The organism is Rhizobium sp. Nf11,1 (genome assembly GCF_050587665.1).
GTDB lineage: Bacteria > Pseudomonadota > Alphaproteobacteria > Rhizobiales > Rhizobiaceae > Rhizobium.
Genome location: NZ_JBOBHU010000029.1, coordinates 53,505 through 65,359, shown reverse-complemented (window position 1 = coordinate 65,359; position 11,855 = coordinate 53,505). Strand labels below are relative to the sequence as shown.

Annotated in this window: 9 protein-coding genes; 2 read left to right on the top strand and 7 right to left on the bottom strand. The window is 62.2% G+C overall.

Translation table 11 applies throughout. The annotated features are described in order from the left end of the window. Positions 1-258 precede the first annotated feature (258 nt). From ACQ7C1_RS28830 to ACQ7C1_RS28800, 7 genes are all read right to left on the bottom strand, one after another. Positions 259-1,281, bottom strand: a complete 1,023-nt coding sequence (locus tag ACQ7C1_RS28830; protein ID WP_430960751.1) for a zinc-binding alcohol dehydrogenase family protein — start codon at positions 1,279-1,281, stop codon at positions 259-261. Positions 1,282-1,548: 267 nt separating this feature from the next. Next, on the bottom strand, positions 1,549-2,523 hold the full coding sequence (locus ACQ7C1_RS28825; protein ID WP_430960750.1) for an ABC transporter permease: 975 nt from the start codon (positions 2,521-2,523) through the stop codon (positions 1,549-1,551). Positions 2,524-2,652: 129 nt separating this feature from the next. After that, positions 2,653-4,206 carry a sugar ABC transporter ATP-binding protein gene (locus ACQ7C1_RS28820; protein WP_430960749.1) on the bottom strand — a complete coding sequence of 518 codons (1,554 nt, stop codon included), beginning with the start codon at positions 4,204-4,206 and terminating at the stop codon, positions 2,653-2,655. 104 nt (positions 4,207-4,310) lie between these two features. Continuing rightward, positions 4,311-5,300, bottom strand: coding sequence for an ABC transporter substrate-binding protein (locus tag ACQ7C1_RS28815; protein WP_430960748.1), 990 nt, complete (start codon positions 5,298-5,300; stop codon positions 4,311-4,313). 209 nt (positions 5,301-5,509) lie between these two features. Then, positions 5,510-5,956: an RbsD/FucU family protein gene (locus tag ACQ7C1_RS28810; protein ID WP_430960747.1), complete on the bottom strand. Its 447-nt coding sequence runs from the start codon at positions 5,954-5,956 to the stop codon at positions 5,510-5,512. A gap of 9 nt (positions 5,957-5,965) precedes the next feature. Further along, the gene (locus tag ACQ7C1_RS28805; protein ID WP_430960753.1) at positions 5,966-6,985 is read right to left on the bottom strand and encodes an aldo/keto reductase; all 1,020 of its coding nucleotides are present in this window, start codon (positions 6,983-6,985) and stop codon (positions 5,966-5,968) included. Between the two features lie 46 nt (positions 6,986-7,031). Then, a complete protein-coding gene (locus ACQ7C1_RS28800) occupies positions 7,032-8,534 on the bottom strand; it encodes a UxaA family hydrolase (RefSeq protein WP_430960746.1) in 1,503 nt (500 codons plus the stop codon). Between the two features lie 236 nt (positions 8,535-8,770). Between ACQ7C1_RS28800 and ACQ7C1_RS28795 the strand changes: the two genes are divergently transcribed. Together ACQ7C1_RS28795 and ACQ7C1_RS28790 are read left to right on the top strand one after the other, a co-directional pair. Next, a complete protein-coding gene (locus ACQ7C1_RS28795) occupies positions 8,771-9,670 on the top strand; it encodes a GntR family transcriptional regulator (RefSeq protein WP_085776815.1) in 900 nt (299 codons plus the stop codon). 91 nt (positions 9,671-9,761) lie between these two features. Further along, complete coding sequence (locus ACQ7C1_RS28790; protein ID WP_430960745.1) at positions 9,762-11,708, top strand: ABC transporter ATP-binding protein/permease; 1,947 nt, start codon at positions 9,762-9,764, stop codon at positions 11,706-11,708. Positions 11,709-11,855 lie beyond the last annotated feature (147 nt).

Here is an 11,855-nt window from a genome sequence, read left to right as displayed (position 1 = left end):
GTCCAAGAAGGTGCCCGTAGGGCGGATGAGGGGGCCGCCAACGCCGGTTTTTCCGATAAGGTTACCGGCCTCCGACGGCAACGGCGTCCTTCGATCGTGTGCCCCTGCGTGCGGGATAGTTTTGAACGTGCGGGTGTTCCGTGTGGCCCCCTCATCCGACCCTTCGGGTCACCTTCTCCCCGCTGGGGAGAAGAGGATATGCCGCACCGTCTCCGTTCCCCACGTCCCCTTGTAAAAACAGTCACGCCCCGGCAGGAATTACCTACCCCCAACCCGAATCACCGCCTTGATCAGCCCGCTCTTCTCATGCGCCCAGCGGGCGAGATCGCGCGGCGCATTATCGAGCGTCGTGCGATGGGTGATGAGCTTGTCCACCGGCACAAGCCCCTTGGCGATCGAATCCGCCACATGCTCGAAGTCGGCACGCGTGGCATTGCGGCTGCCGATCAGCATCATTTCGCGCTTGTGAAATTCGGGGTCGGAGAAGCGGATATCGTCCTTGACGACGCTGACCAGCACCAGTGCGCCGCCATGGGCGACGAAGGAGAAGGCTTTCTCCATCGACGGACCATAACCCGTCGCGTCGAAGACCACATCGAAACCGTCGCCATTGGTTTTTTCCCGCACGGCATCCGCGGTTCCTTCATCGGCGACAATGCCGGAGGTGAAGCCGAAGCGCTCGGCGGCCATCTGCAGCCGCTCGGCGCTGGTATCGAGCAGCGTTACCTCATGGCCGGCGATGCGCGAGAAGATCGCCGCGCCGAGCCCGATCGGCCCGGCGCCGATGACGAGCGAGCGCGCGCCGGCACCGGCCAGCGAGCGGCGCACCGCATGAGCGCCGATCGCCAGAAACTCCGTCGTCGCCGCCGCTTCGAGGCTGAGGCCCCTGCCGGGATAGAGATTATCGGCGGGAACGGAGATCTCCTCGCAAAAGGCTCCGTCGGTATGGACGCCGAGCACCTTGATGTTGGTGCAGCAATTCGGCTTGCCCTTGATGCAGGCGACACATTGGCCGCAGGAGAGATAGGGGTTGACGATGACCGATGTGCCGGCCGCAAGTGCGACACCGTCGCCCGCCTCGATCACCGTCGCCGAGATCTCGTGCCCCATGACCCGGGGATATTCGAGGAAAGGGTGTTTGCCCTCGAAGATATGATAATCGGTGCCGCAGATGCCGACATGGCTGACGGCCAGCCGCACCCAGCCGGGCGCCGGCGCGGCGGGTGATGGGCGGTCGATGATGTCGAGCACGCCGGGTTCCCGGCAAACAACTGCTTTCATGACAGGTCTCGCATTCTTCGTTCTTTACTCTGTGTCGGCCACTGCTGTTCGGTTCGTGCGGAAAACTTGCCCCTCACCCCACCTTATCGGGGTCGAGCCACTCGTCTCGACCCGTCCTGCGGACCCCCGTAAACGGGGCGAGGGGACGTGCCAAATGAGGCGTTGGCGGGACCGAGAGGTTTCCGCTATCCCCCTTCGCCCCGTTTACGGGGAGAAGGTGCCGGCAGGCGGATGAGGGGCGGCAGGCGGCGATTTCCTGCCCGCCGCTCAGCTGCTCTTGCGGCGGCGCAGCTGGTCAAAGAAGACGATCACGATGATCAGCAGACCGGTGATGATGCGCTGCCAGAAGGAGTTGACGTTCAAAAGGTTCGCGCCGTTGTTGATGGTGGCGAGAATGAAGGCGCCGATCAGCGGGCCGTGCACGGAACCAACCGCGCCGAACAGGCTGGTGCCGCCGATGACCGACGAGGCGATTGCCTGCAGTTCCCAGCCGTCGGCCTGCGTCGCGTTGCCGATCGCGATGCGCGAGGCGAGCAGCACGCCGACGAAGGCGGCAAAGCCGGCCGAGAGGATATAGGCGAGATAGATCATGCCCTTGACGTTGACGCCGGAAAGCCGCGCGGCTTCCGCATTCGAACCGACCGCGAAGAGATAGCGGCCCCAGCGGCTCAGATGCAGGAAGACGAAGGAGGGCACCGCTACCAGGATAACCATCCAGAACAGGCTGGGAATACCGAGGAAATCGGCGCGGGCGAAATTGCTGAAGCTCTCGTCGGTGATGCTGATCGTCGAGCCGTTGGTGATCAGGAGGCCGATGCCGCGCAGCGATGTCAGCGTTGCCAGCGTGATGATGAAGGGAGGAAGGCCCATATGGACGATGCCGAAGCCGTGGAAGGCGCCGATCGCAACACCGATGGCGAGCGTCAGCACGATCGCTGCCCAGAGCGGCACGCCCGCCTGCAGCAGCCAGGCGATGATGACGGTGCAGAAGCCGACGATCGCGCCGACCGACAGGTCGATGCCGGCGGTAATGATGACGAAGGTCTGCCCGAGCGCCAGGATCGCCGTCATCGCGCCTTGGCGCAGCAGGTTGGAGATATTGAGCGGCGTCCAGAAGCTTGCGGTGACGAAGCCGAGCACGATCCAGAGGAAGATCAGCAACCCGATCAGCGTCAGGCCGAACAGGATGTTCATTTTCCGGCGCGGCGGCGGCGCGACGATTTCGGTGGGGGTGACAGTCATGAATTTTCTCCCTCTTAGAGCATTTCCGTTTTCTCCGAACCGCAGAAATGCTCTATCAATGTGTTTTTACGCAATTCCGGACGCAAAACCGCTTCACACTTTTTGCTGGAATTGCTCCAGTCTTCTGGCTCAGACGCCGATCGCTTCGCTGAGCACTTGTTCATGCGTCGCCGCGTGAAAATCATGGCTCGCGACCAGCCTGCCGCCGCGGAAGACGTGCAGCCGGTCGGCCAGTTCGTAGACCTCCGGCAGGTAGGAGGAGATCAGGATGATGCCCGCTCCTTCCTTCAGAAGCTTGGCGAACAGCCGGTAGATCTCAGCCTTGGTGCCGACGTCGACGCCGACGGTCGGCTCGTCAAAGATGAACAGCCGCGCGCCATGGCTCAGCCATTTGCCGATGACGATCTTCTGCTGGTTGCCGCCCGACATGCTGGAGGCGGGAACCCGCCGGCTCGGCGTCTTGATGCTGAGATCGCGGATCTGCTTGTCGGCATTGGCCGATTCGCGTGCGTGATTGATCACAGGCCCGTGGCTCAACCGCCCGAACACCGGCAGGTTGATGTTGAGGCCGATCGGCAGGTTGAGGCAGAGCCCCTGGTCACGCCGGCTTTCGGGCGCCAGCGCGATGCCGAGCTCCATCGCCGTGCGTTCGTTGCGGATATCGACAGGCTTGCCCATCCACTGGATGTCACCGGCGCTGATCGGCTGGCGCCCGTAGAGGCCGAGCGCAAATTCGCTGCGTCCGGCACCGATCAGACCGTAGAGTCCGACGATCTGCCCCGCTTTGACGCTGAGCGACACGTCCTCGAACCCGGGACCGGAGAGGCCGCGGACCTCGACAATCGTCTCGCCGATGGCAATCTCTTCCTTGTGGTAGATCTGTTCGATCGAGCGATTGATCATCAATGCGATCAGCTCGGCATCGTTGGTCTCGCCGATCAGGCGGGTGCCGACATGCGTGCCGTCACGCAGCACCGAGACACGGTCGGCGAGCTCAAAGACTTCCTCCATGCGGTGGCTGATATAGACGATGGTGACGCCTTCACCCTGCAGCCGGCGGATCAGCTTGAACAGCTGCGCCGATTCCTGCCGGGTGAGATAGGCGGTCGGTTCGTCGAAGATCAGGAACTGCGTGCCGCGCATCGCCGCGCGTGCCGTCGCCACCAGCTGCTGCTGACCGATCGTCAGCGAGCTTAGAAGCGCGCCGGCCGGCAGACCGAAGCCGAGATCGTCGAGCACGGCCTGCGCCATCTTCTCCATCTGCTTCTTGCGCATCAGCCCGTAGCGGTTGACCTCGTCGCCGAGGAAGAGGTTAGAAGCGACCGTCAGGTGCGGGCAGAGCACCACTTCCTGGTGGACGGCATTGATGCCGCGTGCGATCGCCTCGTTCGGCGTCGACAGCCCCACCGGATGGCCGCACCACAGCACCTCGCCGGCCGTGCGGGTGATGACGCCGGTGAGCAATTTGATCAGGGTTGATTTGCCGGCGCCGTTTTCGCCAACGATGGCGTGGATTTCGCCGGCCAGGAAGGTCAGCGTCGCCGGCTTCAGCGCCTGCACATGACCGTAATTCTTCTGGAGGCCCTTGAGTTCGAGGATAGGCGACCCGGCGGCGATGCGATTGGCTTCTTTCAGGGTGGCGCTGTCATCATGGCGATGACTCACCTCTTCGAGTCCGATCATGGACTTTTTCCTCCTCTTGTCGCGTCTTTTCCATCCCTGGTGAACCATACCATGGATGACAAAGGCCGCGCCGGTTTTTGAAGCCGGCGCGGCCGTCTGTCGTCTTACTTGATCTTCGGGTTCAGGAGCGCGTCGATCTTCGGATCGGCCATATTAGCCTTGGTGACGAGATTGGCGCCGGTGTCGACATTTTCCGGAACCTTCTCGCCCTTGGAGACGGCAAGCGCGGTCTTGATGCCGTCATAACCCATGCGATAGGGGTCCTGAACGACGAGGCCGGCAATGGCGCCGTCCTTGAGGAAGCCGACCGTCTTGTCGTCGCTGTCGAAGCCGATGATCTTGATCTTGTCGCCGAGCTTGTTTTCGGCGATCGCCTGGCCCACACCCTGTGCCAGGATCAGGTTCGAGGCGAAGACGCCGACGAGGTTCGGGTTTGCCGTGATCAGGTCGGTCATCATGTTGAGGCCGGTCGTTGCCTGGCCGTCGCCGTACTTGTCGGCGATGACCTTCAGGCCCGGATGTTTGGTCTTGATCTGATCCAGGAAACCTTCACGGCGCTGTTCCAGCGAGCCGACGCCGGGAAGATTGGTGAGGATGACGATGTCGCCTTCTTCCTTGCCCGTCATTTCCTTGATGGCAGCGGCAAGACCGTCGGCGGCGATGCGGCCACCCTGGACGTTGTCGGTCGTCAGGAACGACTTGAACGCCTTTGAGTCGGCGCCAGAGTCGATGCCGATGATCGGAACGGACTTGGCGGCCTCATCGATCGGCTTGCCGAGCGCCTTGAACTCGGTCGGCGAGATGACGATGGCGGCGGGTTTGCCGGCCACGGCGTTTTCCAGAATGCTGATCTGGCCGTTGATGTCGGATTCGGCCTGGGCACCGAGTTCCGGCACGTTGACGCCGAGATCCTTGCCGGCCTTGCGGGCGCCGGCCAGAACGATCTGCCAGTAGAAGGACGTCGTATCCTTGACGATGATCGGGATCGTCACGTCGGCGGCAAAGGACGTGACCGGCATCGCCGTGGCGATGACCGCTGCACTCGCAAGCGCGGTAAAGGCGCGGCGGGACAGAAGGGATTTCACAATGCTCATAAAGGTTCTCCTCTCAGGATGCGTTCTCCTCCAAATAAACCGGACCGCTGAACGCTGGCGGAGGGTTTTTATCGATAAAAAACATTTGCAGGGAGAAGCTAGCCGAGGCGCATTCAAATTGCAAGGGCGTCAAATGCGCTTTTTTACTCCGGAAAACTCCCTCCAAGCACCTGATTTTATTTCATTACTCCAATAGCCTAAAATAGCTATCAGGTCAGATCGACCTCGTGCGGGTGCACGACGCCCTTTTTCAAAATCAGATTGCCGTACAGCCGGAATTCCGTCGTCGCGACGATATAGGCAGCCTTGCGAGCCATGGCGTAGAAGGCGAAACGCTCCACCGGAACGATCCGGAAATCGCCGGCGCGCTTCGAGACGATCTGCTGGAACTCCGCGCACACTTCGGGCACGGCGCCGGGGTCGCCGACGACCTCCATCCTCCATGCGGTTTCCGGCACGAAAGTGTCGAGCGGCATATGCGCCAGGATTGCTGCGGCCATGTCGGTGGCGCTGACGCCATCGGCGCGGATGACCGGCGGACCCATCGAGCCGGCGGGAAAATTGGCGTCTGCGATGACGATATCGTCACCATGCCCCATCGTTTTGAGCGCATGGAGCAGGTCGGGGCCGAGCAGCGGATGAATACCTTTAAGCATGGTGTCTCCTCAGACCCGGACCGCCTCGGTGCCGAGCGGCGGCGCGGTGAGCGTATAGGGTTCGAATTCGGCAAAGACACCGTCGGCAAGCGGCGTCGCGACCGTTTCCATGTTGCGCGTCAGGCTCGAGGGCTTGGCCGTGCCGATCAGCACCGAGGCGACGATCGGATCGCGCAGTGGAAACTGCATGGCGGCGGCCGCGAGAGGCACGCCGTGGCGCTTGGCGATCGCCTCCATCGCGCCGACCTTGGCGAGCACCTCCTCGTCTGCCGGCATATAATCGAAATGCGAGCCGGGCACCGGGCCGGTGGCGAGAATGCCGGAGTTGAAGACGCCGCCGACGACGAGCGACGTGCCCTTCTGCCGGCAGAGCGGCAGGAGTTCGTCAACCGCCGAACGGTCGAGCAGCGTATAGCGGCCGGCAAGCAGGATGCAGTCTAGATCGGCATGGCGCATGACATCGAGGCAGACGGGCACTTCGTTGACGCCGAGGCCGAAGGCGGAAATTGCGCCGGAAGACTTCAGCTCTTCCAGCGCCTTCACGCCGGAATCGAGCAGCTGCTTCTGATGGACCGCGTTCTTCGCCGCGCCATGCGTATAGACGCCGATATCGTGGACGTAGAGAATGTCGATGCGGTTGAGGCCGAGACGCGCATAGCTGAACTCGACCGAGCGCATGATGCCGTCATAGGAATAGTCGTAATCGGCATCGAAGGAGAGCGGATCGACATAGCTGTAATCCGGCACCGATCCCGTCGGCACCGGCCGAAGCAGCCGCCCGACCTTTGTGGAAAGCACGTAGGCACCGTCCGCCTGTTCACGCAGGAAGTCGCCGACGCGCCGTTCGGCAAGGCCGAGACCGTACCACGGCGCGACGTCGAAGTAGCGGATGCCGCTGTCCCAGGCCGCCTGTAGCGTTTCCATCGCCTGCTCACGCGGGCAGGCGCGGTAGAGACCGCCGAGGGGCGCTGCGCCGTAGCTGATCTCCGTCACCTCAAGGCCGGTCTTGCCGATCCGTCTCGTCTTCATCATGCCCCCTCGGGAATTGCATAAAAACAAAAGCTTAGCATCGCATCTAGAGCGTTGCGCCGAGATGCCAAGGCACGAATTCGTTATCGCCGTAACCGAAGATCTCGCTCTTGGTCTTCTTGCCGGAGGCCGTATCGACGATCAGGTCGAAGATCTCGCGGCCCTTGCCGCTGATCGTCGCGTCACCGGTTGCGATCGTGCCGCAATCGATGTCCATGTCCTCTTCCATCGAAGCATAGAGGGCCGAATTGCTCGACAGCTTCAAGGACGGCGCCGGCCGACAGCCGAAGCAGCTGCCGCGGCCGGTGGTAAACGCGATCATGTTCGCCCCGCCCGCCACCTGGCCGGTTGCCGAAACCGGGTCGTATCCGGGCGTGTCCATGAAGACGAGGCCGGGGGCTGTCACCCGCTCGGCATAACCATAGACCGCCGTCAGCGGAGAGCGGCCGCCCTTGGCGACGGCGCCGAGCGACTTTTCCAAGATGGTTGTGAGACCACCGCGCTTGTTGCCGGGCGACGGGTTGTTGTCGAGCGAGGCGCCGTGCAGGGCGACATAGTCTTCCCACCAGGCGATTTTCTCATCGAGCTTTCTCGCCACCTCGTCGCTGACGGCGCGGCTGCGCAGCAGATGTTCGGCGCCGTAAATCTCCGAGGTCTCCGACAGGATCGCCGTGCCGCCGGCCGCCGCCAGTAGATCGGCGGCGACGCCGAGCGCCGGATTGGCGGTGATGCCGGAAAAGCCGTCCGAGCCGCCGCATTGCAGGCCAATGATGATCTCGCCGATCGAGATCGGAACCCGCTTCTCCTTGCCGACATCGGCGGCGATCTCGCGCAGAACGCCCATGGCGCGTTCGACCGCACGGCGAGAACCGCCGGCATCCTGAATGTTGAAATGGCGTTTGGAGGCGCCAGCGCCGCTCTGGCCGTAAAGCGTCAGCTGGTTGACCTCGCAGCCGAGGCCGATCATCAGCACGCCGCCGAAATTGACATGCCTGGTATAGCCGGCAAGCGTCCGGTGCAGCACGTTCATGCCGTCGCCGGTCGAGCTCATGCCGCAGCCCTGGTCATGCACGATCGGCACGAAACCGTCGATGCCGTCATAATGCGGCAGGATCGTCCGGTTCGCCTCGTCGGCGATCGCCCGGCAGACGGTGGTGGAACAGTTCACGCTGGCGATGATGCCGATATAATTGCGCGTCGCCGCCCGTCCATCGGCGCGGCGGTAGCCCATGAAGGTGCGCGCCTTGTCCTCGGCGGTTGCTTCTTCCGGTGCCGAATTGGCGGTGACGGCGAGCCGGTCGTTTTCGAAATGCAGATTATGGCTGTGCACATGGTCGCCGGCCTTGACCTCGACGGTGGTGCGGCCGATCGCCTGTCCGTATTTCACCACGGCCGAACCGAGCGGAATATCGGCAATCGCCACCTTGTGGCCCGGCTCGATCTTCTGGCGGGCCTCGACGCCGGCAACCGTCGAGCCCTCAGCGATGGCGGACGTTGCGACCGCGACATTGTCGCCGGCCGACAGGATGATCCAAGGCTGTTTGTCCAATCTCTTCTCCCTGAAGGAAACGCTCGCTGCATCGGCGAATGCGATTGATTTTGTTTTTTATCTACAATAAACATTTTCAAGTCAACGGGAATATTGATCCTGTGGACGAGGGAGGCAATGCGCCGCAGACGATCGGAAATACGCTAATGGATTTTGAACAAGCTCCGGTCGGTCACCTTTTCGCTTTTTGAAGCGGGAAGGAAATCCCGGCACGCGGGCGGAAAGCGGGGGATCTGATGGCAAGGCAGAACACGGTCTTCAAGGAAGCATACAACAGGTATGCCGCGGCTCTGCGCACGGATACGGCGCTGCCGTCGGAGCCGGAGATCGCCGCCCAGCTCGGCGTCAGCCGCTCCACCGCGCGTGCCATCCTCACCCGCCTCAGCGATGAAGGCATCATCCGCTGGAACAAGCGTCAGAAGATCGTGCTGCGCGAGCCCACCGACCGCGACCTTTTTCCCTCCGAAGAGACGGATTCGCTGCATGACATCATCGAGCGTAGTTTCATGCGGCGCATCCTTGCCGACGATGCCGCGCCCGGAATGCAGATCAACGAACTGGAGCTTGCCCGCGAGATCGGCACCGGCACGACGAGCGTGCGCGAATTCCTGATCCGCTTCTCCCGCTTCGGCCTCATCGAAAAGCGGCCGAACAGTCATTGGACGCTGAAGGGCTTCACCCGCGAATTCGCGCTCGAACTTGCCGATGTCCGCGAAATGTTCGAGCTGCATTCGGCTGCCGAGTTCGGCCGGCTTCCCAAAGACAATCAAGCGTGGATCGATCTTGCCGCCATGCGCGAGGAGCATCTCGCCATGCTTGCCGACATCAACCAGCGTTTCAAGGATTTCTCCGTCCTCGACGAGCGCTTCCACTTGTTGATCCACCGCGCCTCGAAGAACCGCTTCATCGCCGATTTCTACGATGCGATTGCCATCATCTTTCACTATCACTACCAGTGGAACAAGACCGCCGCCCGCGAGCGCAACGAGCGCGCCATCCACGAACATCTGGACTATATCGCCGCATTGGAATCCGGCGATCAGGCAGCGATCGGAAAAGCCTGCCGCGTCCACCTGCGCTCCGCCCGTCAGACCCTGCTGCAATCTCTGCCGCAGACTATGAGCGACAACGCCTGAGGGGCCCATCTCGGCAGACGTCAGCTTGATGCGAGCGCCACGTCGGCGCGGCGCCATGAAACCTTCTGATTTGTAAGCCGTTATCGTGCTTATGACCGACGTTACATTCAACCCGAAATCGGTCGACGGCACCGAGCAGGACGGTGCCGAGAAGTCGCGCCAGCAGAAGGCATCGACTGTCGAGATCGCGCCGCCGGATGTCATCGAACCCAGTCCGCAGCTCACGCCCGAGGAGGCAGAGCAGGCGCGTAAGCGATATTTGCTCAGGCGTTTCTGGATCAGCGCCCGCCGTTACTGGGGCCGCGGTGGCGACAGGCTCGCCTGGCCATGCTCGATCGGTCTTCTGACGATGATCTGCATGAATGTCGGCTTCCAATATGGGATCAACCGCTGGAACCGCGGGATCTTCGACGCTATAGAGCGGCACGACGCCGGCACCGTCTATTATCTCAGCGCCGTCTTCGTGCCGCTCGTGCTCGGAAGCGTCGCTCTGGTGACCGCACAAGTCTATGTTCGCATGATGATCCAGCGCCGCTGGCGCTCCTGGCTGACGAAGACGGTGATCACGCGCTGGCTGGCCAACGGTCGTTATTATCAGCTGAACCTCATCGGCGGCGACCACAAGAATCCTGAGGCGCGCATCTCGGAAGATTTGCGGATTGCCACCGAAGCGCCGGTCGATTTCATCGCCGGCGTCATATCAGCCTTTCTGTCGGCCTCGACCTTCATCGTCGTGCTGTGGACGATCGGTGGAGCGCTCACGCTGCCGCTCGCCGGGTCGACCATCACCATTCCCGGTTTTCTCGTCGTCACCGCGGTTCTCTACGCCGTGATCACCTCAACCGTGATTGCGGTCATCGGCCGCCATTTCGTCCAGGTCTCGGAGGTCAAGAACCAGGTGGAGGCCGAGCTTCGATACACCTTGACCCGTGTGCGCGAAAACGGCGAGAGCATCGCCTTGCTCGGTGGCGAGGAAGAGGAGCGTAGCGACCTAGACAAGACATTTTCCAATGTGCTCAGGCAATGGGCGCTGCTTGCGCGCCAGCACATGCGCACGACCTTCGTCTCGCACGGGTCGATGCTGATTGCCCCTGTCGTGCCGCTCCTGCTCTGCGCACCGAAATTTCTCGCAGGCGGCATGACGCTTGGCGAGGTCATGCAGGCAGCCTCCGCCTTCGCCATCGTTCAGACGGCCTTCGGTTGGCTGGTCGACAACTACCCACGTCTCGCCGACTGGAACGCCTGTGCGCGACGCGTCGCCTCGCTGATGATGTCGCTCGACGGCCTTGAGCGGGCCGAACAAAGCGATGCCTTGGGACGCATCAAGCACGGTGAAACAGAGGGCAATGCAATCCTGAATTTGAACGATCTGTCGGTGACTCTCGACGACGGTACCGCGGTGGTCAAGGAAACCCAGGTGGAGATTGCGCCAGGCGAGCGGGTGCTCGTAGCAGGCGAATCGGGCTCCGGCAAAAGCACGCTGGTGCGCGCCATCTCCGGTCTTTGGCCCTGGGGTCACGGCAGCGTCGATTTCCACGGCGACCGACGCTTGTTCATGTTGCCGCAGCGGCCCTATATCCCGTCCGGAACGCTTCGCCGCGCGGTGGCCTATCCCCGCGCCGCCGACAGCTGGACGCCGGAGGAAATCAAGACCGCCCTTGCCAAAGTGGGTCTGGATTATCTGAGCGAAAAGCTCGAGGAAGACGCGCCATGGGATCAGACCCTGTCGGGCGGCGAAAAGCAACGGCTCGCCTTCGCGCGGCTGCTGCTGCATGCCCCCGATATCATCGTTCTCGACGAAGCGACCTCGGCACTCGACGAGAAGAGCCAGGACAGGATGATGGAGACGATAATCGACGAATTGCCGACGGCGACCATCATCAGCGTGGCGCATCGCGCCGAATTGGAAGCATTCCATAGCCGCAAGATCACCTTGGAGCGGCGCGAGGGCGGCGCCAAGCTCGTCAGCGATATCGATCTCGCCCAGCGCAAGGGAAGACGAAACCTGATCCTGCGCGTTTTGGAGAACCGCCGATAAGGTAATTCCAGGAAAACTGCGAAGCGGTTTTCCGCACTTGCGGGGGATACCCGCGACGTCATCCTCGGCCGTGTGCTGCAGAAGGCCGGGCATGACGGAGGAAACGTTGTCAGCAAATTGCCAGGCGCTCCCCGTCAGGAGCAACCG

Coding starts and splice junctions, on each gene's coding strand:
- ACQ7C1_RS28830 (WP_430960751.1), bottom strand. CDS start 1,281: ATGAAAGCAGTTGTTTGCCGGGAACCCGGCGTGCTCGACATCATCGAC.
- ACQ7C1_RS28825 (WP_430960750.1), bottom strand. CDS start 2,523: ATGACTGTCACCCCCACCGAAATCGTCGCGCCGCCGCCGCGCCGGAAA.
- ACQ7C1_RS28820 (WP_430960749.1), bottom strand. CDS start 4,206: ATGATCGGACTCGAAGAGGTGAGTCATCGCCATGATGACAGCGCCACC.
- ACQ7C1_RS28815 (WP_430960748.1), bottom strand. CDS start 5,300: ATGAGCATTGTGAAATCCCTTCTGTCCCGCCGCGCCTTTACCGCGCTT.
- ACQ7C1_RS28810 (WP_430960747.1), bottom strand. CDS start 5,956: ATGCTTAAAGGTATTCATCCGCTGCTCGGCCCCGACCTGCTCCATGCG.
- ACQ7C1_RS28805 (WP_430960753.1), bottom strand. CDS start 6,985: ATGAAGACGAGACGGATCGGCAAGACCGGCCTTGAGGTGACGGAGATC.
- ACQ7C1_RS28795 (WP_085776815.1), top strand. CDS start 8,771: ATGGCAAGGCAGAACACGGTCTTCAAGGAAGCATACAACAGGTATGCC.
- ACQ7C1_RS28790 (WP_430960745.1), top strand. CDS start 9,762: ATGACCGACGTTACATTCAACCCGAAATCGGTCGACGGCACCGAGCAG.